The sequence below is a fragment of the Sulfitobacter sp. 1A15106 genome, assembly GCF_043556995.1.
Lineage (GTDB): Bacteria > Pseudomonadota > Alphaproteobacteria > Rhodobacterales > Rhodobacteraceae > Sulfitobacter > Sulfitobacter faviae.
In genome coordinates, this window is record NZ_JBIFFM010000006.1 from 106,206 (window position 1) to 129,944 (window position 23,739).

Sequence of the window (23,739 nt, forward strand, 5' to 3'; positions counted from 1 at the left end):
GCCGGATCACTCGGCGGCGCGCTGCTCTTGCCGCGCCACACGGGCGAGCATGGCGGGCAACAGCACGCTCAGCACCACCAGACGCATGATGTGGCAGGCGGCCACGAAGCCCGGCACCACCGCCAGCACGGCGCCAAGGGCGATCATCGTCTCCAGCCCGCCGGGTGCGAAGGCCACCAGCACATGCCCCAGCGGCATGCCAAGCGCCCAGGCCACCGGGACGGCGCCCAGCCCTGCGAGCCCCACCGCCACGCCGGTAATCGCCAGCCCCGCGCCAAGCCCGCTTGCCAGACGCGCAGGCGTGATGCCCGAAAACCGCGTACCGATGAGGCTGCCGAGCACCAGATAGGCGACAAGGGTCAGCCAGCCCGGCAGAACGCCAGTCTCCAGCTCCGTCAGATGCGCGATGGCCGAGACCACCATCGCACCCATCAAAAGCGGCGCGGGCACGGAAAGCCGGGCAAAGATCATCCCCACGACGACGGAGACGCCGATCATCACGAGGATCGACAGCAGGCTCATCCCCGCCCCCGCGGGGGCGATATTGCCGGTCATGTCGACGCCCATCAGCAAAGCGGCGAAAGGCACGACGATGGTCAGCGCCAAAAGCCGGACCGACTGCGTGATCGAAATGCGCGGCACGTCCGACCCGCTGTCGCTGGCAATCGCCATCACGAAACTCAGATGTCCGGGGGCCGAGGCCAGAAGCGCGGAGCGGGCGTCAAAGCCAAAATACCGCGCCAGCATCCAACGGCAAAGCGCCATGATCCCCCAGATCACCCCGGTCATAAAGACAAAGGCCAGAGGCCAGCGCAGCATGGCGTTCACCGCATCTTGGTTGAACCCTGCCCCCACGGCGATGCCCAGCACGACGAAACAGGCATCCCGCAGCCGCGGATCGACCGCCGTGCGCACCCCCATCAGGCCTAAGACACTCACCGCGATCACCGGGCCAAGCAGCATATAGACCGGCGCATTCAGCCACCAGAACAGCAGCGCACCAAAGGCCCCGGCCGCAAGGGTCAGCACTGTGTCGCGCGCGGCGAGCGAGGGGATCGGCCATCTCATGCGGTAGGGCTAGCACTCCGGTAGAGCCTGCGCCAGTGCCACACGCATGACGCGCATCGCGCACCCTTGCCCTTTCGTCGCAAAAGGTTCATGGGCGACTGGCAATACCACGGGATGAAGGAGCGTGATCATGGACAATCTGCGCGGCGCGATGCTGATGGTGCTGGCCATGGCCGGTTTCGCAGTCGAGGACATGTTCGTCAAACTGACGAGCGATGCGCTCCCCGTCGGTCAGATCATCGCGCTTTTAGGCGCGGGCGGCGGGGCGATCTTTGCCGTGATCCTGCGCATTCAGGGAAAGCGCCTGTTCTCTGCCGATATGCTGACCCAGCCAATCCTGCTGCGTGCCGTGGGCGAAGTGCTGGGCACGCTTTGTTTCGTCACCGCCATCGTGCTGACGCCGCTCTCTTCGGCCTCGGCTATTTTGCAGGCGACCCCTCTGGCCGTCACCCTCGGTGCGGCGCTGTTCCTTGGCGAGCCAGTCGGCTGGCGGCGCTGGAGCGCGATCATCGTGGGCTTCCTCGGTGTGCTCTTGATCGTGCGCCCGGGGCTGGAGGGGTTCAACGCGCTGTCGCTTTTCGCCGTGGCCGGTGTCATCGGCCTCGCTTTGCGCGACTTGGCGACACGCAAAGTTCCCAAAAGCATCAGCTCCATGCAGCTCAGCTTTCTGGCCTTTATCGTCTTGGTCCCCGCAGGGCTGATCCTGATGCTGGCTGCAGGCACGCCAGCCGCCATGCCCGGCGGGGCCGAGGTGCTCTATCTCGCCGGAGCGATGGTGATCGGCGTGCTGGCCTATTACGCCATCGTCGCCGCCATGCGCGTGGGCGAGGTGAGTTTCGTCACCCCCTTTCGCTATACCCGGATGCTCTTTGCGCTGGTAGCGGGGATCGTGGTTTTTGACGAATCCCCCGACACGCTGACGCTGGTCGGGGCCGGGATCATCATCGCCTCGGGGGTCTATACCCTGCTGCGCGAACGCAAAATCACCCCCCGGCCCCGCCGTGGTCTTTCCAAGCCGGGCCTGCCGGGGTAAACCGCCACAAACCCGAACATGAGGACAAAGCCCATGAGCACGATCATCGACATCCACGCCCGCGAAATCCTCGACAGCCGGGGCAACCCGACGGTCGAAGTCGACGTTATCCTCGAAGACGGCACCATGGGCCGCGCCGCTGTCCCCTCCGGTGCCTCGACCGGCGCCTATGAGGCGAACGAGCGGCGCGATGGCGACAAGTCGCGCTATCTGGGCAAAGGCGTGCTCGAAGCCTGCGCCGCGGTCAACGGTGAGATCGCCGAGGCGCTTGTCGGGGTCGAGGCGACCGAACAGGTCGAGATCGACGAGATGATGATCGAACTCGACGGGACCGAGAACAAATCCCGCCTCGGCGCCAATGCGATCTTGGGCGTGTCGATGGCAGCGGCCAAGGCGGCGGCGAACTACTGCGCGCAGCCGCTCTACCGCTACATCGGCGGCACCACCGCACGCGTTCTGCCAGTGCCGATGATGAACATCATCAACGGCGGCGAACATGCCGACAACCCGATCGACATTCAGGAATTCATGATCATGCCGGTCGCCGCGGAAAACATCCGCGAAGCCGTGCGCATGGGGGCCGAGGTGTTCCACACGCTGAAGAAAGAGCTTTCCGCCGCGGGCCTGTCGACCGGGATCGGCGACGAAGGCGGCTTTGCCCCCAACATCAACTCCTCGCGCGATGCGCTTGATTTCATTCTGAAGTCCATCGAAAAAGCGGGCTACAAGCCCGGGGAAGACATGTATCTCGCCCTCGATTGCGCGGCGACGGAATACTATAAAGACGGCAAATATGTCCTCTCCGGCGAAGGCAAAACCCTGTCGAGCGCAGAGAACGCCGACTACCTCGCGGCGCTGGTGAACGACTACCCGATCATCTCCATCGAAGACGGCATGGCCGAAGACGATTGGGACGGTTGGAAGGCGCTGACCGACCTTTTGGGCGGCAAGGTCCAACTGGTGGGCGATGACCTTTTCGTCACCAACCCTGCGCGTCTGAGCGATGGCATCCAGCGCGGCGCGGCGAACTCCATGCTGGTCAAGGTCAACCAGATCGGCACCCTGACCGAGACCCTCAAAGCCGTGGATATCGCGCATCGCGCGGGCTACACCAACGTCATGTCGCACCGCTCGGGCGAGACCGAAGATGCCACCATTGCCGACCTTGCAGTCGCCACCAACTGCGGCCAGATCAAAACCGGCTCGCTGGCGCGGTCCGACAGGCTGGCGAAGTACAACCAGTTGATCCGCATAGAAGAAATGCTGGGCGAGACCGCTCAATACGCGGGCCGCTCGATCCTGCGCGGCTGATGTCGGCCCTCACCGTTCGCCCTGTCACCACCGCTGCGGACCTCGCGGCGGTGGTGGACCTCTGCTGGGCCTATCGCGACTTTCTCTATCACTTCGGCCCGACCGAACAGCGGATCGTTGAGACTTTCTACCCCCAAGACAAATACAGCGCCCTGATGGCGCGCCTGCCCGAGGAACACGCCCGCCCGCGCGGCATCATCCTATTGGCCGAGCGGGATGGCATCCCCCTAGGCTGCGGCATGTCCCATGCGCTGACCGAGACGGAGAGCGAGATCAAACGCGTCTTTGTCACCGATGCGGCCCGTGGCACGGGGGCGGGCCGGGCGATCTGTCAGCGCCTTGTCGATCAAGCGCGGCAGGACGGGTTCGAGAAGGTCTATCTCGACACCTCTGTGGGCTTCGCCCCTGCCCGCGCGCTCTATCGTTCGCTTGGGTTTGTTGAGCGCGGGCCCTATCAACCGATGCCGGATTTCACGCGGGATGCGATCTGTTTCTTTGAGATGCCGCTGAGGGATGTGGGCGCGCCAGCCGAATAACGCAAACGGGGCGGCCAGATTGCCGCCCCGTTTTTCATTGTTGCGCGGTTTACCCGGCGAAGAGTTGCAGGAACTTCTGCTTCGAATACCCCAGCTTCAGCGCCCCACGGTCCGACAGGCGCGGCGCGATGCGCATGCGGATGATGTCCCGGTCGGTATCAAGGGCTGCGTTGAGGCGCAGCACCGCGTCCACCTTGCCGTTTGGCCCCGGGGCGACCTCTTCGATCATGCCTACCAAGACACTGTCTTTGCTCCAGACCGGCGCGCCGATGAGGGTCGCGATGTTGATCGGCCTTGGTGTGGTGGCACTGTTGTCGCCGCCGGTGGTCGCCCGGCCTGCGGTCGCCGTGGGGGTGCTGTCGGGGTCGTCCGTCCCGCTGTGGCCGCTGCCCCCGCCGACCGAGACGCCAGCTCCGGCCCCCAGACCGTCACCGCCGCCCACCGAAGCGCCGACGCCTGCGTTCACACCGTCGCCCCCACCGACCGAAGCGCCAACTCCGGCCCCGATGCCGTCACTGCCGCCAACCGAAGCACCGACACCGACATCCGCGCCGCCATGGTCGCCATGGCCCCCGACGCTGACCCCAACCCCGAGGCCGATTTCGGCCTGCGCTGCGGGTGCGAGCATGAGCGTCACTGCCGTAACGGCGAGGCTGTTTTTGAAAGCACCTGTGTGAAAGATAGTCATAGCGAATCTCCTTCTCTAAGCCGGTCGAATGCCTTCGACCCTTAGCCCCCACAGGGAACCTACGCGGGAAGTCGCGATTGCGTTTCAAGAAAATTGCGCTATAGGTATATTTCTCGCAACTTTGTTAGCAATTTGGCGTTCTTGCCGATATGACGGCATAGCGACTGCAGGCTGGGGCCTTAAAATCCTTCTCCGGCACCTTTCCGTCAAAGTTAGGCAACGCCCCGGCCACCTCACTCCCGGCTGACGGTGCCCCCGCCAACGGCGGCGCGGACGCCTGTCGTGCCGGGGCACGAGGTGGGCAGCCCGCGCGCCACGCGTACTGCCAGATAGGCAAAGGCCTGCGCCTCCAGCATGTCACCATCGAGGCCGATCTCCTCCACCGGGGCGACGGGGCAATCGAGGCTGACATCCAACATTCGCATCAGCACCGGGTTATGCCGCCCGCCGCCCGTCACATAGACGCGTTCGGGCGGGGCTGGGCAATGCTGCATCGCCTCGGCCACGCCAGCCGCGCACATGGCAGTGAGGGTCGCGCAGGCATCGGCATCGGAGAGTTCGCCCACAAGGGCCACCATCTCGGCAAAATCGTTCCGGTCGAGGGATTTGGGCGGCATGCGTGCGAAATAAGGCTCGGCCAGAAACAGCTCCAAGGCGCCCTGCTCCACCCTGCCCCGCGCGGCCAGCTTGCCGCCTTCGTCGTAGTCTTGGCCAAGGCGGGTCTGCATCAAATCATTGATCGGCGCATTGGCGGGGCCGGTGTCAAAGGCCAGCAGCGCGCCGTCCTCCTCCGGGCGGGCCACGCGCGGGTCGACCCATGTGAGGTTGCCCACGCCGCCGAGGTTCAGGAAGGCCACCGGCCCTTTTTGCCCGGCGTAGCGCGCGCAGGCGTGGTGAAAGAAGGGGGCGAGCGGTGCGCCCTCGCCGCCCAGTTCAACATCGGCGCTGCGGAAATCCCAGACCACGGGCAGGCCAATCTCTCGCGCCAGCAGCGCGCCGTCTCCGACTTGCAGGGTGCCCTGCATGCGTGGGGCATGGGCGAGTGTTTGGCCGTGAAAACCAATGAGGTCGACCTCGGGCGCTTCTTTCAGCAGGTCGGCCAGAAGCGCCAGATGCGCGGCCTCCACCGCCTTGGCGGCTTCCTCAACCTCGGCCCCGTGCCACTTGCCGAACCCCGCGGCGATCACGCGCCGCTCTTCGGCGGCATAGCTGCGATAGGCGCTGCGGCCAAAGCTGGCGATGCCCTGCCCATCGGTGCGCAAAATAGCGGCGTCCACCCCATCCAGAGAGGTGCCCGACATCATTCCCAAAGCCGTCACCACTTCGGTTCCGGCATCTTGCCTGTGCTTGGCCCTATTCATGGCCTTTTCCTTTGCCGCTCGTGCGCATATAGATTGCCCCGCAATACAGTTTTGAGGCAAGTCACCATGACATACCATCCCAAATCGGAGTTCATCCACACGATGATGCAGCGCGGCTTTCTGGCCGATTGCACCGATTATCAGGGGTTGGACGAAGCCCTGCTGAAAGGCGCGGCCCCCGCCTATGTGGGCTATGACGCCACGGCCAAGTCTCTGCATGTGGGGCATCTGGTCAATATCATGATGCTGCGCTGGCTACAGAAATGCGGCGGTAAGCCGATTACCCTGATGGGCGGCGGCACGACCAAGGTGGGCGATCCCTCCTTCCGCTCGGACGAGCGCCCGCTGCTGACGCCCAAGGCGATCGACGACAATATCGAAGGCATCCGTCAGGTCTTTGCGCAATACCTCGATTACGGCGAGGGCGAGAATGGCGCCTTGATGCTGAACAACGCGGAATGGCTCGACGGGTTGAACTACCTCGATTTCCTGCGCGACATCGGGCGGCATTTCTCGATTAACCGGATGCTGAGCTTTGAGAGCGTGAAGTCCCGTTTGGACCGCGAGCAGTCGCTGTCTTTCCTTGAGTTCAACTACATGATTCTCCAAGCCTATGACTTCATGGAGCTGCACCGCCGCTATGGTTGCATTCTCCAGATGGGCGGGTCGGATCAATGGGGCAATATCGTTAACGGCATCGACCTGACGCGCCGGGTGATCGATGGGGAGGTTTACGGCCTGACGTCACCGCTCTTGACCACCAGCGACGGCAAAAAGATGGGCAAATCGGCGGGCGGTGCGGTCTGGCTGAATGGCGATATGCTGAGCCCTTATGAGTTCTGGCAGTTCTGGCGCAATTGCACCGATGCCGATGTGGGCCGTTTCCTTAAGCTCTACACCGAGCTGCCGGTCGATGAATGCGACCGTCTGGGCGCGCTTGCCGGATCCGAGATCAACGAGGCGAAGGTGCGTCTGGCCAATGAGGTCACTGGTCTCCTCCACGGGGAAGAGGCCGCCCGCAATGCCGAAGCCACCGCGCGCGAAGTTTTTGAAAAAGGCGGTGTGGGCGATGACCTGCCCACCCTGACCCTGTCGGCGGCGGATGTGGGCGATGGGGTTTCCATCGTGCAATTGCTGGTGAAATCGGGCCTTGCCGGATCTGGCAAAGAAGCCAAGCGTCTGATCGCCGAGAACGGCGCACGGATCGACGACAAGCCGCTGACCGATGCGGGCCTGATGCTGGATGCGGGCGCGCTGTCCTCTCCGGTCAAGCTGAGCGCGGGCAAGAAGCGCCACGCGCTGGTACAGGTCGGCTGATCTCTCACGGGGCGGGCTTCGGTCTGCCCCGTCTTCCCCACTCCCGCCGCCCTACAGCCGCCGCAACGGCATCTCTTGCATGGGGTGAGACTTCGTGCTGAACTGAACAAGTGTTCATATCGGGGGGGGAGCCATCATGAAACTAGACAGTACAGCCGCCATCATCACCGGGGGCGCCTCGGGGCTTGGCGAAGCCACGGCGCGCTATTTTGCGTCGCAGGGCGCGCAGGTCACCCTGTTGGACCGTGACGCCGCCCGAGGCGAAGCCATCGCGAAAGAGATCGGCGGCCACTACGTCCTAACCGATGTAACGGATGAGACCTCGGTGCAGGAAGCGGTGGACTATGCCCAAGAAAAGATGGGCTGGATCACCGCGGCGGTGAATTGCGCGGGCATCGCACTTGGGATCAAAACCACGGGCCGCGACGGGCCGCATCCGCTCGACGCCTTCCAACGCACCATCGACATCAACCTCGTCGGCAGCTTTAACGTGGCGCGGCTGGCGGCGGAGGCTATGGCCAAGAACACCCCCGAAGACGACGGCGCGCGCGGGGTGATCATCAACACCGCCTCCATCGCCGCCTTCGACGGGCAGAAGGGCCAAGCCGCCTATGCTGCCTCCAAGGGCGGGATCGCGGGCATGACCCTGCCGATGGCGCGGGATCTGGCCAAGGAAGGGATTCGCGTGATGACCATCGCGCCGGGCATTTTCAAAACGCCGATGCTGGCCGGACTGCCGGAAGAGGTGCAGGCCGAATTGGCCAAGGATGTGCCCAACCCGCCGCGCCTTGGCGATCCGGCGGAATACGGGCGGCTGGCCGGGTTCATCGTCGAAATGGGTTATCTCAATGGTGAGGTGATCCGCCTCGACGGCGCGCTCAGGATGCGCTGATGCCGCTGCAAAACCGCGTCCAACCGGATGGGGAGATCATCGCCCACCCGGCGCGGGGCAGCTTCATGGGCAACCGTGGCATCCTGCATGACGAAAACGGACTGCACCCCAAACGCCGTTGGGCGCATCAGAATTGGGTCTGTTGTCGGCTCAGTTTCAAGGGGCGTCGCCGCAAGCTGATGGCGCCGCGCCATTACACCGAGCTGTTCTTTCTTGATGAGGCCGTGGCCTTTGCCGCCGGTCACCGCCCTTGCGCGGAATGCCGTGCTGCGGATTATCGACGGTTTCGCGCGTGTTGCGACCTCCCCGGCCCCGCCGCGGATTTTGACCGTCAGTTGCACGCCGAACGGGCCGTGCCGCGCGTTTTTCGTCAGCGCCGCCATGGGGATGTAGAAGCGCAGGACCTGCCCGACGGCAGTTTCGCCTTGGATCGCGATGGCCAGAGCGGCATGCTTCTCGGCGATGCCCTTCACCCCTATGCGCCGGAGGGCTACGGGGCTGTGCAGCGACGCCCGCAGGGCCGCGTCACCCTGCTCACCCCGCCGAGCATCGTCGCGGCATTCCGCAACGGTTACCGCCCGCAGATCGCTTTGGCAGAAGCGCGGGGTTAGCCCTGCGCTTTCTCCTCAAGCGCCATCCACTCTTCTTCGGCGTTAGAGAGCTTTTCATGCCGCTGCACCAGCGCATCGGTGGCTTTTTGAAACTTCACCGGCTCACGGGTGAAAAGCTCCGCATCGCTAAGCAGTTCTTCGAGCTTGCCAATCTCGGCCTCCAACCGCTCGATCTCAGCAGGCAAGGCTTCGAGCCGGTGCTTTTCGGTAAAGCTGAGCCCGCCCGCGGATTGCTTTTTCTCCGCTTTCGGCTCGGGTTTGCTCGGCTTGGGTTTAACCACGCTTTGGGCGAAATCATCCTGCCCGCGCTGTGCCAGATAATCGGACCAGCCGCCCGCATAGACCGTGGCGCGGCCATCCCCCTCCATTGCGATGGTGGTCGCCGCCACCCGGTCGAGGAAGTCACGGTCGTGGCTGACCAGCAGCACGGTGCCGTCATAGGTGCCCAAGAGTTCCTGCATGAGGTCGAGCGTCTCAACGTCGAGATCGTTCGTCGGCTCGTCGAGCACCAAAAGGTTCGAGGAGCGCGCCATGATCTTGGCCAAGAGCAGCCGTGCCTTTTCGCCGCCCGAAAGCGAGCGGACCGGCGCGCGGGCCTGTGCCTCGTCAAAAAGGAATTCCTTGAGGTAGCCGACCACATGTTTCGGCTGACCCCGCACCAGCACCTGATCGGCCTTGCCCGAGACGCGCATTTCAGGATCGCCGGTGAGGCTGTCCCAAAGGGTCATGTCCCCGTCAAGCTGCGCGCGCGCTTGATCGAACAGCGCGAGTTCCAGATTGGTGCCCAGTTTGATCTCACCCGCGTCGGGTTCTTCTTTGCCGATCAGCATGTTCAGAAGCGTGGTCTTGCCCACGCCGTTTGGCCCCACCAGCGCAATCCGGTCGCCGCGCTGCACGGTGATCGAGAAGTCGCGCAGGATCTGTTTGTCACCGAATTTCTTGGCGATGCCGCTCGCTTCGATCACCTTGCGGCCTGACTTCGGCCCAGCCTCCAGCGCCATGGCCGCGGTGCCTTGCCGTTTGATCTGCGCCGAGCGTTCGGCGCGCAACTCCTGAAGCGCGCGCACCCGGCCCTGATTGCGCTTGCGCCGGGCCGAGATCCCCTCGACAGCCCAACGCGCCTCAGCCTTGATCTTGCGGTTCAGCTTGTGGCGCTGCATGTCCTCTTCTTCCCAGACCTGATCGCGCCATGCCTCGAACCCTTCAAAGCCGATGTCCTGACGGCGCACGGTGCCGCGGTCGACCCAGAGGGTCGCGCGGGTCAGTTCGCGCAGGAAGGCGCGGTCGTGGCTGATGATGACAAAGGCGGTGCGGGTGCCCTTTAGCTCGGATTCGAGCCATGCGATGGCTTCGATGTCGAGGTGGTTGGTCGGCTCGTCCAGCAGCATCAGCTCCGGCTCTTCGGCCATCAGCCGCGCCAGTGCCGCGCGGCGGCGCTCCCCGCCCGATGCGGTGGCCACAGGGCGTGCGGGGTCAAACTTCAGCCCCTCGCCTGCGCGCTCCACCTTATACATCTCACCCGGATCGAGCCCATGGGCGGCGAAGTCGCCAAGCGTCTCGAAGCCCGAGAGGTCCGGCTCCTGTTCCATATAGCCGACCGAGACGCCGGGCCCGGCCACAACCGCCCCGCTGTCGGGCTCTACCAGCCCGGCCATGACCTTCATCAGCGTCGATTTGCCCGAGCCGTTGCGGCCCACCAAGGCCAACCGATCGCCGGTCTGAACCACGAGGGAGAGGTCTTCGAAAACAGGATCGCCACCAAAGGTCAGCGAAATGTCGGTGAGTTGTAAAAGGGGTGCGCGTGCCATGCCTGCCAGCTATCTTTCGGCGCGGGCAAGGTCAATGTCCAAAGGCGGTGCGGCTTCAGGCCAACGCCCGCAAAAGCCGCGCGCGGTTGGGCGGAATCGCGGCGATCTCCAGCCCGGTGAAGACATGCAGCGTGCTCATTTGCCGGTCGATCACGGCGTGATCGCTGACCCAGCCCCCCATTGCCAGATAGCTGCGCAGCAGCGGCGGGATTTGCTGGCGCGCGCGCCGGGGATCGGGGCTGTGGCGCTCGCGGGCATAGGGGTGGACCTCAGCCGCCCTGACGCGGGGGCGCCATTCCGCGGGGGCAAGATGCTGTTGTTTCAACAGGGCAAAGGCATCGCGGTAGCGGGTCGGATCCGTGCCCGTGAAAGAGGAACAGCCAAACAAAAGCGCCGCCCTGCTGTCATCGACTTCCCGGGCCAATTGTCCCCAAGCGAGGCGCTGAATGTCGGGGTCTTGCCATTCTGGATGGATACAAAAGCGGCCCAGTTCCAGCATGGCGCCTTGCGTGCGCTCCAGACGGCTCAGTTCGTAAAACTGCGCGGCATAGCTCTGGGCCAGCTCCGCGCCCTGAAACGGGGTCAGGCGAAAGCAGCAGACCAATGTGCCGCTGTCGCGATCCTCTATCAGAAAATGCCGTGCCGCCGCGTCGAATGCATCACGGTCGGCGGTCCCGGTCTGAAAACACTGCGTCCGCAGCGCCTGCGCCCGGGTGATGTCCCCGGGCGTGAGGGCTTCGCGCGTTAGATATCGGCCCGGGGGCGCTTGGGTCATCTGCGAGGTCGCCTTCGCTTATCCGCGGCCCTGCCCCGCTGCCGGGGCAGGGCAAGGGGAACTTAGCTGCCGAAGGCCGACGGGCTAAAGCGGCCAAGGTTGCCCAGAAGCTGGCGCAGGAAGGTGTTGTCGGCCACAGGCGATGTCGTCACGCGGCGCGACAGCGGCACAACCTGCCCGCGTTCAAGCCCGAAGCGTTCGACATTCGACACCACACCGGCTTCGTTGAAGCTGACGGTCACTACCTCACGCTCGATCTCTTTCGGGGCCATAAAGCCAAGAGCGCGTTTGCGCATCTTAACGTAATAGTAACTATCATCGCTCAAAACACCCGAAACCGTGGGCACACCGATCTTTTGCGCGACGCTCTCTTTGGTATCGCTGCCCACAACGACCTGCTCAAGCTGGTCTTGCGGCGGCACATAGCCGTGGTTCTCATACTGCGGGCTACAGGCGGTCAGAAGCAGTGCAAGGCCCATACCCGCGATCCGGAGGTGCGTCTTGCCGGTCTGTTTGGTTTTGCGCATTTGGTCTGCCCTCTTGCCCTGACGGATTATGGCTTTTATTTCGCATACACCAAGGCACCCCAAGTGTACAAGAAACGAAAGTCGGATCTCATGTCGCGCAAATCACCTACGCCAACCGCTCTTCGGGTCGCGGACCTGTCCCAGACGGAGCCAAACGCGTTCGCGCTGCGCCCTGAGGCGGAAGCGCTCAAGCAGATCGCCGAGGAACTCGATCTATCGGCCCTGCGCAAACTCAGCTTTTCGGGCAGCATCAAGCCGCTCGGCAAACAGGACTGGCAGCTGGACGGGAAACTGGGCGCGACCGTGGTGCAGCCCTGCGTCGTCACGCTTGAGCCAGTGACCACGCGGATCGACGCCGATATTACCCGCCGCTTCATCCATGATTTCGAACTCCCCGACGAAGAGGAGGTCGAAATGCCAGAGGACGATACGACAGAGCCTTTGGGCCAATGGATCGACCCCGCGCAGGTCATGATCGAAGCGCTGGCGCTGGAAGTGCCGGAATATCCCCGCAAAGGCGACGCCGAACTGGGCCAGATGGTTCATGCCGAACCGGGGCAAAAGCCGATGACGGACGAAGACGCGCGGCCCTTCGCGGGCTTGGGCGCGCTGCGCGATGCGCTGAAGAAAGACGAAACCTAAAGAAACAGGCGGAAAACCGCGGAAATTCGCGCTTGCATCGCGCCGGTTTCGCGTTATTTTGCCGCCCTCACCCGAATTAAGGTTGGACATTGCGCGGCTGCGGCCCTAAAGCGTCGTCACGCCCGAAACGGGGTCCGAATTGAAACACGGTTGCGGCCTGCTTTGACAAGTCAGCAACCCCGAAGGCAAAGGCACCAGACATGGCTGTCCAACAGAATAAAGTATCCAAATCCCGCCGCAACAACCGCCGCGCCCACGATTCGCTTTCTGCGGCGAACCCGAACGAATGTTCGAACTGCGGTGAGCTGAAGCGCCCCCACCACATCTGCGCGGCTTGCGGTCACTATGACGACGCCGAAGTTGTCGCCCTGACCGAAGAAGTGGACCTGGAAGACGACGCAGCATAAGCTGCGGTAGTTTTTAAGGTTTTCTCTTAGGCAGTGAGGCATTCGCACTGATGACGGCCCAGCCCGATCACCCCAACGCGAAAGCCGGACACACCCTGATCTCGGTCGACGCGATGGGGGGTGACGAAGGCCCGGCAGCAGTTGTTGCCGGGTGTGCGCTTTCTGCGACAGCAAATCCCGATATCGGTTTTATCCTGCATGGTCCCCGTGATCAGTTGGAGCCTTTGATCGCCAAACGTGGTGAGTTGTCGGGCCGTTGCGAGATACGTCACGCCACGGATGTCGTCACGATGGACGACAAGCCCAGCCAAGTCGTGCGCACCGGCAAAGACAGTTCCATGTGGTCTGCCATCGAATCCGTGCGCAGCGGAGAGGCGGCTGTGGCTGTCTCTTGCGGCAATACCGGCGCGCTGATGGCGATGTCGATGATACGGCTGCGCAAATTGCCGGGCGTGAATCGCCCTGCAATTGCCGTGCTCTACCCCTCTTCCAACCCGCAGGGTTTTAACGTGATGCTCGACGTGGGCGCCGATGTGCGCGCCGACGCCGATGATCTGTTGCGTTTCGCGCTGATGGGCACCTCCTATGCCCGCAACGGTATGGATTTGCAGCGCCCCCGCGTGGGACTGCTGAATGTCGGCACCGAAGAGCATAAGGGCCGCACCGAACTCAAAGAAGCCTATGATTTGATTCGCGCCCAAGGCGATGCCACCGGGTTTGAATTCGTCGGTTTCGTCGAGGGTGGCGATATCTCGGGCAATCGCGCCGATGTCATCGTGACCGATGGGTTCACCGGCAATGTCGCGATCAAGACCGGCGAAGGCACGGCCAGCATGATCGGCGACCGGCTGCGCGAAGCGTTCAAATACTCGCCCCTGTCGCGGCTCGCCTCGCTGCTGGCCTATACCTCTCTGCGCCGTCTCAGCAAAAAGATCGACCCGCGCCGTGTGAACGGCGGCGTCTTTCTGGGTCTGAACGGCACAGTGGTGAAATCGCACGGCTCCGCCGATGCGACCGGCATCTCCGCTGCGATCAAACTCGCCGCGCAGTTGTCGCAGAATAAATTCAATGACAAGCTAGCCGCTCGCGTCGCCGCGACGCTGCCAGCTGAGGAGTCCGTCAAATGAGCCTGCGCGCCGTTGTCACTGGTTGTGGCCACTACCTGCCCGCCCGTGTCGTGGAAAATGCCGAATTTGAAGCGACCCTCGACACGAATGACGAATGGATCCGCTCGCGCTCGGGCATCGAACGCCGCCACTTCGCCGCTGAAGGTGAAACGACCTCTTCCATGGCCAGCGCCGCCGCGCGCAAGGCGCTCGAAGACGCAGGGCGCGATGTCTCTGATGTTGACGCGATCGTCGTGGCCACCTCCACACCCGACCTGACCTTCCCGTCGGCCGCGACAATGGTGCAGGCCGAACTGGGCATGACCAATGGTTTCGCCTTTGACGTGCAAGCGGTCTGCGCGGGCTTTGTCTATGCGCTGGCGAACGCCAATGCGCTTATCGTTTCCGGTCAGGCGCGCAATGTGCTGGTGATCGGGGCCGAGACTTTCAGCCGCATCATGGACTGGACCGACCGGTCGACCTGTGTGCTTTTCGGCGACGGCGCGGGCGCGCTGCTGCTCGAGGCGCAAGAAGGGCAAGGCACGCCTGAGGATCGTGGGATCCTCGCGACCGACCTGAATTCCGACGGGCGCTACCGCGAGTTGCTCTACGTCGATGGTGGCGTCAGCACCGGCACCACAGGCTATCTGCGGATGCAGGGCAATCAGGTGTTCCGCCACGCGGTCGAAAAGCTGGCCGCCACGGCCAATACCGCCATGGAGCGTGCCGGCGTCAGCGCCGAAGACGTCGATTGGATCGTGCCGCATCAGGCCAACATCCGCATCATCCAAGGCACCGCGAAGAAACTGAACCTGCCGATGGCGCGCGTTGTCGTGACCGTACAGGACCATGGCAACACCTCTGCCGCCTCGATCCCGCTGGCGCTGTCGGTGGGCCGTGAGCGTGGTCAGATCAACAAGGGCGATCTGATCGTCACCGAAGCCATTGGCGGCGGTCTGGCTTGGGGCTCTGTTGTCCTGCGCTGGTAAGTCCCTGAGCTAACGCGGAAAATCTCTGCCGAATCGTGCTCGATCCGGGCATTGATGTTGACTCTAAAAATCTGAGCAGCATATGCTATTGGAAAGCATGGGGGATATAATGCCGAACAAGACATTGACGCGCATGGATTTAAGCGAAGCTGTATTTCGTGAGGTCGGTCTTTCTCGCAATGAGAGTGCTCAGCTGGTCGAAGCCGTGCTTGAGCATATGTCCGACGCTCTGGTCGACGGGGAACAGGTCAAGATTTCCTCTTTCGGCACTTTTTCAGTACGCGACAAGACCGCGCGTGTGGGCCGTAATCCGAAAACCGGCGAAGAGGTTCCGATCAACCCGCGCCGGGTGCTGACCTTCCGCCCCTCGCATCTGATGAAAGACCGGGTTGCCGAAGGCAACAAGTCCTGACCCATGGTCAAATCGCCGGACGCTTTTCGCACCATCTCCGAAGTCGCTGACTGGCTCGGTATCCAAGCCCATGTTCTGCGGTTTTGGGAGAGTAAGTTCACCCAAGTGAAACCCATCAAACGGGCTGGCGGGCGGCGCTATTACCGCCCCGCCGATATGCTGCTGCTTGGCGGAATCAAGAAGTTGCTGCATGACGATGGGCTGACCATCAAAGGCGTTCAGAAGATCCTGCGTGAGGAAGGGATGACCCATGTCTCCTCCCTCTCCGCCCCGCTTGATGAGTTGGATTTCGTGGAGCCGCGCCCTGCGCCGAAGCCGGACATCATCCGGCCTGAGACCGGTGTGGTTCTGAACTTCGGTGCGAAGACGGAAGCGCGCGGGGATGAGGCGAGCGCTGAGACGGTCGACACGCGGCAGGAGACGACAGCAGAGCTGGAAGAACCCGCCCCCGCGGCAGCACAGCGCCCCTCGCCCATGCCGCCCGCCGACGATCACCCACGGGCCACGCCCGATCCGCTGGCCCCTTCTGACAGCGCCACGCCCGATGCGCCGCAACTCCCTGCGTCCGAAGCTGAGCCCGAAGAAGAACCCGCGCCGGAACCTGCATCAGAGACCGGCCTGCCCGAGTTCCTCAAGCGCCCGCTGGCGGCTGAGCCGGAGGAGACCGCTGAGGTTTCGCCCGCCCCCGCTGAAGCCGAGGCGGAAGACCCCGAGGACGACAGGCCGAAACCCGCGATCATCGACCTTCCCGATTTCACCCCAGAAGCCGATTTCCCCGCCCGTCCGGGGCTGCTCAGCGTGGGGGCGCGTGTCCATCGCCTGCCCCGTGACGTGCAACCGCAGGTCGCCGGTCTGCTGTTGGATCTGGCCGAATTGCGCGCGCGCATGGCCGAAGAAGCCGGCGCGGAAACAAATTTCTAATCCCGATGAAAAGATTGGCAATTCCCTCTTGCACCCCCTGCGAGATCGGGTATGAAGCCCACGTAGTCGGGCTATGGCGCAGCCTGGTAGCGCGTCCGTCTGGGGGACGGAAGGTCGCAGGTTCGAGTCCTGCTAGCCCGACCAACCGACTACAACAAAAGGCCCGCGCCGGTAACGCGCGGGCCTTTGTCATCTAAGAAGGCCGCGCCCGATGCCCAATGCGATGAACGGGGTGCTCCCCAACCAGCAGATTGCAGCGATGATCGAAAGCGGCGCCATTGCCGCCGATCCCGCGGTCACCTCTGCCCAGATCCAGCCCGCCAGTCTTGACCTCCGCCTCGGCAGCGTCGCCTATCGCGTCCGCGCGTCTTTCCTTGCCGGGCATGGGGCCAAGGTCTCGGATCGTCTAGCGGAATTTGAGATGCACCGCGTCGACCTCAGCGAAGGGGCCGTACTGGAAAAGGGTTGTGTCTATGTGGTGCCACTGATGGAGCAGTTGGCGCTGCCCGAGGGTGTCTCTGCCGTGGCGAATGCCAAAAGCTCCACCGGGCGGCTCGACCTGCTGACCCGCACCATCACCGATGGTGGCACCGAATTCGACCGCATTGCGCCGGGCTACACTGGCCCGCTCTACGCCGAGATCTGCCCGCGCTCTTTCTCGGTGCTGGTGCGGCCCGGGATGCGGCTCAATCAGATTCGTTTCGGCAGCGGGGATGCGACCCTCGACGACGACGCGCTGCGCGCGCTGCACGATAAGACACCGCTCGTTGACGGGACCGCCGTGATCGATGAGGGCTTGGGCTTCTCCGTCGATCTACGGCTGCCCGGCACCAGCCTCGTCGGTTACCGCGCGAAGCCGCATACCGGGGTGATCGACCTCGACAAGATTGGCCATTACGATCCCGCCGCCTATTGGGAAGAGGTGCATAGCACTAACGGTCAAATCATCCTCGACCCCGGCGCCTTCTATATCCTCGTCAGCCGCGAAGCGGTGACGATCCCGCCTGCCTATGCCGCTGAAATGGCACCCTATTTGGCGATGGTCGGAGAGTTCCGCGTGCATTACGCGGGCTTCTTCGATCCGGGCTTTGGCCATGCCGAGGCGGGCGGCGCAGGCTCACGCGGGGTGCTAGAGGTGCGCTGTCACGAGGCCCCCTTTGTGCTGGAGCATGGGCAAGTCGTGGGCCGTTTGGTCTATGAGCATATGGCGCAGATCCCCAGCCAGCTTTACGGCGCCGACATCGCGTCGAACTACCAAGGTCAGGGGCTGAAACTGTCGAAGCATTTCCGCACCGCGTAAAGACGCGGCGCCGGTCAATCCTCGAACAGCTCGCTCTGCCCTTCGGTCGCTTCCGGCTCGTCCTCGCCATCGCCGACGGTGGGCAACAGACCGGCGGGCGGACGGTTCTCCAACAGCCCGGCAGAGCGCAGCTCTTTCAGCCCCGGCAGATCCCGCGCGCTTTCCAAACCGAAGTGATCCAGAAACTCCTGCGTGACGACAAAGGTCACCGGACGGCCCGGGGTCATCTTGCGGCGGCCAAAACGGATCCACTCCATCTCAAGCAACTGATCCACCGTGCCCCGCGACACCGATACGCCGCGAATCTCTTCGATCTCGGCACGGGTGACGGGCTGGTGATAGGCGATGATCGCCAAAGTCTCGATCGCCGCGCGGCTGAGCTTACGGGTCTCGACCGTTTCCTTATGCATCAGGAAACCAAGGTCCGGCGCGGTGCGAAAGGCATAGGCATCGCCGACTTTCATCACCTGCACGCCGCGCCCCTGATACCGGTGCCGAAGGAAGGCCATCGCCTCGCCCACGTCTGAGCCGCGCGGCAAACGCTCTTCGAGTTCGCGCAGGGTGATCGGCTCGGAACTGGCGAAAAGCACGGCTTCGATCATACGCTCCTGCTCGGCGAGCGAGGGCGCGTCGAACAGTTTCTTTTCTTTCGTTTCAATCTCTTCCGACACGCATCAATCCTTCTTGCGCAGTTGGATGGGGGCGAAAATCTCTTTCTGCCGGATCTCCATATGCCCCTCTTTGACCAGTTGCAAAGAGGCGGCAAAGGTCGCCGCCGTGGCCGAGCGGCGTCGTTCCGGGTCGCTCTCCCAACCTTCGGGCAGGTAGCTGTTCAGATCGCCCCAATCGCCCGCATAGCCGATCAGCCCCCGCATGCGGTCCAGCGCCTCCTCCATGGTGAAGACCTTGTCGCGGTCCATCACGAAGGGGCGAAAATCCTCTCGCGTGCGGGTGCGCGCATAGCCCTGCATCAGGTCCAACAGGGTCGCGGTATAAGTGACCTTTTTGACGCTGGTGATCTCTTGGGTCTGGCCGCGGGCAAAGAAGTCCCGGCCAAGCTGATCCCGCGCCATCAGACGCGCGGCGGCGTCGCGCATGGCTTGCAAACGTTCCAGTTGGAAGGCCAGATGCGCGGCCATTTCCTCGCCCGATGGGCCCTCTTCGGTCGGGTCTGGAGGCAGCAGCAGACGCGACTTCAGGAAAGCCAACCACGCCGCCATGACGAGGTAATCCGCCGCCAGTTCCAGCCGCAACTCCTTGGCCCGTTCGACAAAGGCCAGATACTGCCGCGCCAGTTGCAGCACCGAGATCTTGCGCAGATCGACCTTTTGCGTGCGGCTCAGCGACAGCAGCAGGTCAAGCGGACCTTCATACCCTTCGACATCGATGATGAAGGCTTCGGCGGCCAGCCGGTCGGCCACGGTGCTGCCCGCCCCGCCCCGGTCTTCCTGAAATGTCGTGTCAGCCATGCAATGTCCCGCCCAGAAGCGTCTCAAGCTGGGCGCTGAGGGCGTCGATGTCAACGTCATCGGGGGTTTGCCGCGCATCCATCGCGCGCAGGGCGCGGGTCTGGGCGGCGGGGGTCATCTCGCCCGCGGCTTCGGCCACGGCGCGGCGCTCTTCGAGCGGGCCATTGCAGAAAAGTGCCACGTCACAGCCCGCCGCGATGGCGGCGCGGGTGCTTTCCGCCGGGGTCATTTGCAGCGCTTTCATCGAGATGTCGTCGGTCATCACGAGGTTGTCGAAGCCGATCTCTTCCCGGATCAGCCGCATCACCTCGGGCGACAGGGTCGCCGGGGCATTGTCCAGCGCGTCATAGACCAGATGCGCGGTCATCCCCATCGGCAGGTCGCGGAGGCTGCGGAAGGGGGCGAAATCGACCGCCTCCAGATCGATCCGGCGGGCCGCTACCCGGGGCAGATCGTGGTGGCTGTCAAGCGTCGCGCGGCCATGGCCGGGCATGTGCTTCATCACCGGCAAGACCCCTCCGGCCAGTAGCGCATCCGCCACGGCGCGGCCAATCTCGGCCACCTGCCCCGGCGTTTCGCCGTAGCAGCGATTGCGCAGAAAACGGTGGGTGTCCGGCCCGGCCACATCGATCAGCGGGGCGCAGTTACTGTCGATCCCGACACTGTGCAGCTCATGGGCGATGATCCGGTACATCAAGTAGAAGGCTTGGCGCGCTTGATCGCCGGTGCGGGCGGCGAGGTCCATCGGCGGCAGCCAATCGCGCCAGTGGGGCGCGCGCATGCGCTGCACGCGGCCGCCCTCTTGGTCGATGGTGATGACGGCGTCATGCCCCGCCGCCTCGCGCATCTCTTCGCAGAGCGCGCGGAGTTGGTCGGGGCTGTCGATGTTGCGGGCGAAGAGGATAAAGCCAAAGGGCCGCACGTCCCGAAAGAACGCCTTTTCCTCGACGCTGAGCCGATGGCCCGTCGCGTCGAGGATCGTGGCCCCGAAGGGGCGCATCAGCGCATCACCACCGGGATGCAATCCGCGTTTTCAGCCACGAGGGCCGAGCAGAAGCGGCGCGCGTCGGCGATGTCGTTAAAGCCCATGGCACGCAGGCGGTAGAAGACCCGCCCGCCGCTGGTGGCCTTTTGCACGACGCGGCTCTTGCCTTCGAGATAGGCACCGAAACGGCTCTGCAAACGGTCCCATTGTTCGCGCGCGACCTCGGGGCTGTCAAAGGCGCCAAGCTGGGCCATGCGGGTGCCGGCGGGCAGCGATGCGGGATCGACTTCTTGGGTGGCGGCGGCCACTGGATTAGCTTGCACGGCGGCGGGTGTCACCACGGCACCGCCCGTCGGACGGCGGCGCGGACGCAGGGAGTTGCGCACGCCGGGCGCGTTCAGCACGGCCTTGACCACCTTGGGTTGCACGGAGGTATCGGCCAGCGCCATCGCCACGGCGGCATCGACAGGATCGCCAGCGGCGGCCTCCTCACCGGTGAGTGGGGCCACGCCATTGGTCAGTTGCGCGACGAGGTCTTGCACATTGCCCGAGCGGATCGCTTCGGAGGCGTCGATCAGGTCGCCGTCATCCTCACGCGCCACGGCTGGCGTCGCGTTACCTTGTGTCTTTGCGGCAACCATTGCCACTTTGACGGGCTGGTCTTCGTCTTGCAGTTCGATCTGGCGCGGCGCGAGACGCAGCTCATCCGCCGGGCGCCCGGCGCTGCCTTCGGCGGCGACCACATTGACCGAAAGCCCCTGATGCCGGGCCAATTCGCCACCCGGCTCTTCGGGGCGCACGCGCATCTCACCTTCGATCGCGCGGACCACCGGGATGCCGGTCACGTCACGCACAAGCAGTTTGTAGCCCCAAACACCGATCCCCGCCACCAGCGCCAAGGACACCACGGCGCCCGCAATATTTGTGAGCGTTGTCAGGGTCTTGGGCGCGCTGCCCACTGCGTAGCTATGCGCGGAATCGGGCGCATAGCCCGCCGTCGTCGGGGAAGACGTAAAATCTGCCATCTCTGCCTCTTTGCCCGGCGTGATACATCGCCACGCGGGTCTGGTCATGGGGTTGCCTGTTTTCGGCGCGCTGGTGCGGTTACCGCATCTCCTGCGCCGGTGTGACCCCGAGAATACCAAGACCCGCCGCAATTACAATCGCAACGGCACGCGACAGCGCGATTTTTGCCTGCGACGTGGCCGCGTCCCCTTCTTGCAACGCACGCAAGCCGTCTTCGGACCGGCCCAAGTGGTAGAGGCTGTGGAAGTCGGAGGCCAATTCATAGAGGTAGAAGGCCACCCGGTGCGGCTCATTGCTGCGCGCGGCAGTCTCGACCAGACGGGGCCATTCGGCAAGCTTGCGCAGCAGGCCGATCTCGGCCTCGTGGTCGAGCTTAGACAGGTCCGCGTCCAGCAGCGTGGCATCCGCCACCTCGATCCCCGCCTCTTCGGCTTTGCGCAGGATCGACGCGACCCGCGCATGGGCGTATTGCACATAAAAGACCGGGTTCTCGCGGCTTTGCTCCAGCACTTTGTCGAAATCGAAGTCGAGCATCGCGTCGTTCTTGCGCGTCAGCATGACAAAGCGCGTCACGTCGGGGCCAACCTGATCGACAACATCGCGCAGGGTCACAAAGGTCCCTGCCCGTTTGGACATCTTGAACGGCTCGCCGTTTTTGAAAAGCTTCACCAGTTGCGTCAGCTTGATGTCGAGCGGCACATGCCCGTCGCTGAGCGCCGAGACAGCCGCTTTCATCCGTTTGACATAGCCGCCATGATCCGCGCCAAAGACGTCGATGAGCATGTCGAAATCACGGCTGACCTTGTCATAGTGATAAGCGATATCGGGGGCAAAATAGGTCCAAGACCCGTCGGACTTCTTGACCGGGCGGTCGACATCGTCGCCATGTTCGGTAGATTTGAACAGGGTCTGTTCGCGCGGTTCCCAATCGTCGGGCTTCTTACCCTTCGGCGGCTCCAACACGCCTTCGTAGATCAACCCTTTGGCTTCGAGCGAGGCGATGGCCGCTTCGATCTGACCCGTGCCATAGAGCGATTTTTCGCTATAGAAGACGTCCATCTCGACACCCAGTGCCGCCAGATCGTCGCGAATGAGGTTCATCATCGCATCGGTGGCGAATTCGCGGATATCGTCCAGCCATTCGCTTTCCGGCTGATCGACCAGCTTGTCGCCGTACATCTTGGCCAGCGCTTCGCCCAACGGGATCAGATAGTCGCCGGGATAGGTGCCATCAGGGAAGGCCACCTCTTTGCCATTGGCTTCGAGGTAGCGCAGATAGACCGACCGGGCGAGCACATCGACCTGCGCACCGCCGTCGTTGATGTAGTATTCCCGCGTCACGTCATAGCCCGCGAAGTCCAGCAGGCTGGCCAGCGCATCGCCAAAGACCGCGCCGCGGGTGTGGCCCACATGCAGCGGCCCCGTCGGGTTGGCCGAGACATATTCAACGTTCACCCGCTGACCGGCGCCAAGGATCGCGCGGCCAAAGTCGGTGCCTTGGCTCAGCACCTGACGGGCCACGTTCTGCCAGACCGAAGGCGCAAGGCGCAGGTTGATGAAGCCCGGCCCCGCCACTTCGGCGGAGGTGATGCGCGGATCGTTTTGCAATTGCGCGGCCAGTGCTTCGGCGATGTCGCGCGGCTTCATGCCCGCAGGTTTGGCCAGCACCATCGCGGCATTGGTGGCCATGTCGCCATGGGCCGCGTCACGCGGCGGCTCAGCGGTGATCGGGTCAAAGTTCAGGGTCGCAGGCAGGGCTTCCTGCGCGACCATCTGTTCCAGCGTCGCAATGATGAGATGGCGAATTTCGGCAAATAGGTTCATGTCGGGTATCCTTGTTCCCCGCCCGTTTATCATGTGCGGGGGTGCAGTCAATCAAGCGTCGGGCCGTCGCGGCCCAAGTTGGGGAGTGGCGTTTGAAGCGGCGCGTTCAGCCGAGGTCCAAACGCCCAGATCGGAGCCGTCGACCCGCTTCGGAGCCGAGGAACAGCGCGCTTTCCGCTGCAAGCTCTGCCTGCCCCTCGGGCACGGTGATGAGATGGAAGCGCAGCCCCCGCGGCCCGAACACCTTGTCGAGCGCCGCATTGGCCGCTTCAAACGCACCGATCATGGCATGCCCGGCAAGCGCCAAGGGTTGGCTTGGCCGCGGCAGAACGGTCACCACCGCCCCCTGCCCGGCCACCAGACCCCGGCCCAAGGCACGCATCATGGCCGAAAGCCCGCGGATCTGCGCATCCGTGCCTTTGCAGCAATCGTCGGGGTCGAGCGGCATCAGGTTTAGCACCATATGCAGCGGCGTGCCGCCCCAATTGCGGTGCAACGGCTCAAACCGCGCGACAAGATCGCCGGCCAGCGCCAGCGCTTCGACACGTTCTGTCGATTGGCTCATCAACCGCGCCAGGACCGTAGGGTCGCGGTCCATCGCCACGACTTCCGCCCCCAGTTCTGCCGCGCGTTTGGCCACCGCAGGCCCCGGCGCTTGCCCCGCCGAGAGGATCGCGAATGTCGCGTCACCGGCCAGACTTTCCGGCAGAACGGGGGTTTGTATCATGTCA

The 23,739-nt window shown here is 63.7% G+C and carries 25 protein-coding genes and 1 tRNA gene; 14 read left to right on the forward strand and 12 right to left on the reverse strand.

The genetic code is table 11. The annotated features are described in order from the left end of the window. Positions 1-6: 6 nt before the first annotated feature. On the reverse strand, positions 7-1,068 hold the full coding sequence (locus ACGYKA_RS11025; protein ID WP_394409534.1) for an AbrB family transcriptional regulator: 1,062 nt from the start codon (positions 1,066-1,068) through the stop codon (positions 7-9). Between the two features lie 130 nt (positions 1,069-1,198). Between ACGYKA_RS11025 and ACGYKA_RS11030 the strand changes: the two genes are divergently transcribed. From ACGYKA_RS11030 to ACGYKA_RS11040, 3 genes are read left to right on the forward strand one after another with little or no spacing between them, the layout of a single operon-like run. Next, on the forward strand, positions 1,199-2,101 hold the full coding sequence (locus tag ACGYKA_RS11030) for a DMT family transporter (protein WP_394409531.1): 903 nt from the start codon (positions 1,199-1,201) through the stop codon (positions 2,099-2,101). A 33-nt stretch (positions 2,102-2,134) separates the two neighbouring features. After that, the gene (gene eno, locus ACGYKA_RS11035; RefSeq protein WP_394438757.1) at positions 2,135-3,412 is read left to right on the forward strand and encodes a phosphopyruvate hydratase; all 1,278 of its coding nucleotides are present in this window, start codon (positions 2,135-2,137) and stop codon (positions 3,410-3,412) included. Continuing rightward, on the forward strand, positions 3,412-3,948 hold the full coding sequence (locus ACGYKA_RS11040; protein ID WP_394409527.1) for a GNAT family N-acetyltransferase: 537 nt from the start codon (positions 3,412-3,414) through the stop codon (positions 3,946-3,948). The genes eno and ACGYKA_RS11040 overlap by 1 nt, the downstream gene beginning before the upstream one ends. A gap of 49 nt (positions 3,949-3,997) precedes the next feature. On the opposite strand, the gene ACGYKA_RS11045 is transcribed toward ACGYKA_RS11040, so the two are convergent. Next, complete coding sequence (locus tag ACGYKA_RS11045; RefSeq protein WP_394409524.1) at positions 3,998-4,636, reverse strand: hypothetical protein; 639 nt, start codon at positions 4,634-4,636, stop codon at positions 3,998-4,000. Between the two features lie 233 nt (positions 4,637-4,869). Continuing rightward, on the reverse strand, positions 4,870-5,997 hold the full coding sequence (locus ACGYKA_RS11050) for an anhydro-N-acetylmuramic acid kinase (protein ID WP_394409521.1): 1,128 nt from the start codon (positions 5,995-5,997) through the stop codon (positions 4,870-4,872). A 66-nt stretch (positions 5,998-6,063) separates the two neighbouring features. Here ACGYKA_RS11050 and tyrS point away from each other — a divergent pair, with 66 nt between their 5' ends. The 3 genes from tyrS to ACGYKA_RS11065 all read left to right on the forward strand — a co-directional run bounded on the left by tyrS (position 6,064) and on the right by ACGYKA_RS11065 (position 8,817). Next, positions 6,064-7,314, forward strand: coding sequence for a tyrosine--tRNA ligase (gene tyrS, locus ACGYKA_RS11055; RefSeq protein WP_394409518.1), 1,251 nt, complete (start codon positions 6,064-6,066; stop codon positions 7,312-7,314). Positions 7,315-7,450: 136 nt separating this feature from the next. Beyond that, a complete protein-coding gene (locus ACGYKA_RS11060; protein ID WP_394409515.1) occupies positions 7,451-8,206 on the forward strand; it encodes a 3-hydroxyacyl-CoA dehydrogenase in 756 nt (251 codons plus the stop codon). Further along, complete coding sequence (locus ACGYKA_RS11065; protein WP_394409512.1) at positions 8,206-8,817, forward strand: hypothetical protein; 612 nt, start codon at positions 8,206-8,208, stop codon at positions 8,815-8,817. The genes ACGYKA_RS11060 and ACGYKA_RS11065 overlap by 1 nt, the downstream gene beginning before the upstream one ends. Here ACGYKA_RS11065 and ACGYKA_RS11070 read toward each other — a convergent pair. From ACGYKA_RS11070 to ACGYKA_RS11080, 3 genes are all read right to left on the reverse strand, one after another. After that, on the reverse strand, positions 8,814-10,625 hold the full coding sequence (locus tag ACGYKA_RS11070) for an ABC-F family ATP-binding cassette domain-containing protein (RefSeq protein WP_271687175.1): 1,812 nt from the start codon (positions 10,623-10,625) through the stop codon (positions 8,814-8,816). The two genes, ACGYKA_RS11065 and ACGYKA_RS11070, sit on opposite strands and share 4 nt — an antisense overlap. A 55-nt stretch (positions 10,626-10,680) precedes the next feature. Beyond that, a complete protein-coding gene (locus ACGYKA_RS11075; protein ID WP_394409509.1) occupies positions 10,681-11,400 on the reverse strand; it encodes a GNAT family N-acetyltransferase in 720 nt (239 codons plus the stop codon). Between the two features lie 62 nt (positions 11,401-11,462). After that, positions 11,463-11,927 carry an outer membrane protein assembly factor BamE gene (locus tag ACGYKA_RS11080; protein ID WP_067265877.1) on the reverse strand — a complete coding sequence of 155 codons (465 nt, stop codon included), beginning with the start codon at positions 11,925-11,927 and terminating at the stop codon, positions 11,463-11,465. A gap of 90 nt (positions 11,928-12,017) precedes the next feature. Here ACGYKA_RS11080 and ACGYKA_RS11085 point away from each other — a divergent pair, with 90 nt between their 5' ends. The 8 genes from ACGYKA_RS11085 (at position 12,018) to ACGYKA_RS11120 (ending at position 17,704) form a co-directional block, all read left to right on the forward strand. Beyond that, positions 12,018-12,569 carry a YceD family protein gene (locus ACGYKA_RS11085; protein ID WP_394417924.1) on the forward strand — a complete coding sequence of 184 codons (552 nt, stop codon included), beginning with the start codon at positions 12,018-12,020 and terminating at the stop codon, positions 12,567-12,569. A 200-nt stretch (positions 12,570-12,769) separates the two neighbouring features. Beyond that, positions 12,770-12,976, forward strand: coding sequence for a 50S ribosomal protein L32 (rpmF, locus tag ACGYKA_RS11090; RefSeq protein ID WP_067265873.1), 207 nt, complete (start codon positions 12,770-12,772; stop codon positions 12,974-12,976). A 50-nt stretch (positions 12,977-13,026) separates the two neighbouring features. Further along, positions 13,027-14,103 carry a phosphate acyltransferase PlsX gene (gene plsX / locus ACGYKA_RS11095; RefSeq protein ID WP_209217708.1) on the forward strand — a complete coding sequence of 359 codons (1,077 nt, stop codon included), beginning with the start codon at positions 13,027-13,029 and terminating at the stop codon, positions 14,101-14,103. Continuing rightward, entirely contained in the window at positions 14,100-15,071 is a 972-nt protein-coding gene (locus ACGYKA_RS11100) for a beta-ketoacyl-ACP synthase III (protein ID WP_271687172.1), read from the forward strand. The genes plsX and ACGYKA_RS11100 overlap by 4 nt, the downstream gene beginning before the upstream one ends. Before the next feature lie 109 nt (positions 15,072-15,180). Beyond that, entirely contained in the window at positions 15,181-15,483 is a 303-nt protein-coding gene (ihfA, locus tag ACGYKA_RS11105) for an integration host factor subunit alpha (protein WP_067265868.1), read from the forward strand. Between the two features lie 3 nt (positions 15,484-15,486). Then, a complete protein-coding gene (locus ACGYKA_RS11110) occupies positions 15,487-16,404 on the forward strand; it encodes a MerR family transcriptional regulator (protein WP_394409503.1) in 918 nt (305 codons plus the stop codon). Between the two features lie 67 nt (positions 16,405-16,471). Then, positions 16,472-16,548: transfer RNA gene (locus tag ACGYKA_RS11115), tRNA-Pro, on the forward strand. Between the two features lie 79 nt (positions 16,549-16,627). Next, positions 16,628-17,704, forward strand: coding sequence for a 2'-deoxycytidine 5'-triphosphate deaminase (locus ACGYKA_RS11120; protein ID WP_394409747.1), 1,077 nt, complete (start codon positions 16,628-16,630; stop codon positions 17,702-17,704). 14 nt (positions 17,705-17,718) lie between these two features. Here ACGYKA_RS11120 and scpB read toward each other — a convergent pair whose 3' ends face one another. The 6 genes from scpB to ACGYKA_RS11150 all read right to left on the reverse strand — a co-directional run bounded on the left by scpB (position 17,719) and on the right by ACGYKA_RS11150 (position 23,735). Beyond that, complete coding sequence (gene scpB, locus ACGYKA_RS11125; protein WP_067265864.1) at positions 17,719-18,375, reverse strand: SMC-Scp complex subunit ScpB; 657 nt, start codon at positions 18,373-18,375, stop codon at positions 17,719-17,721. A gap of 3 nt (positions 18,376-18,378) precedes the next feature. Beyond that, positions 18,379-19,173 carry a ScpA family protein gene (locus tag ACGYKA_RS11130; RefSeq protein WP_209217704.1) on the reverse strand — a complete coding sequence of 265 codons (795 nt, stop codon included), beginning with the start codon at positions 19,171-19,173 and terminating at the stop codon, positions 18,379-18,381. After that, positions 19,166-20,173 carry a beta-N-acetylhexosaminidase gene (gene nagZ / locus ACGYKA_RS11135; protein WP_394409500.1) on the reverse strand — a complete coding sequence of 336 codons (1,008 nt, stop codon included), beginning with the start codon at positions 20,171-20,173 and terminating at the stop codon, positions 19,166-19,168. The genes ACGYKA_RS11130 and nagZ overlap by 8 nt, the downstream gene beginning before the upstream one ends. Then, complete coding sequence (locus ACGYKA_RS11140) at positions 20,173-21,183, reverse strand: SPOR domain-containing protein (protein ID WP_394409497.1); 1,011 nt, start codon at positions 21,181-21,183, stop codon at positions 20,173-20,175. Before ACGYKA_RS11140 ends, nagZ begins: the two co-directional genes overlap by 1 nt. A 79-nt stretch (positions 21,184-21,262) precedes the next feature. After that, positions 21,263-23,008, reverse strand: a complete 1,746-nt coding sequence (gene argS, locus ACGYKA_RS11145) for an arginine--tRNA ligase (RefSeq protein WP_067265857.1) — start codon at positions 23,006-23,008, stop codon at positions 21,263-21,265. 106 nt (positions 23,009-23,114) lie between these two features. Further along, the gene (locus ACGYKA_RS11150; protein WP_394409494.1) at positions 23,115-23,735 is read right to left on the reverse strand and encodes a hypothetical protein; all 621 of its coding nucleotides are present in this window, start codon (positions 23,733-23,735) and stop codon (positions 23,115-23,117) included. Positions 23,736-23,739 lie beyond the last annotated feature (4 nt).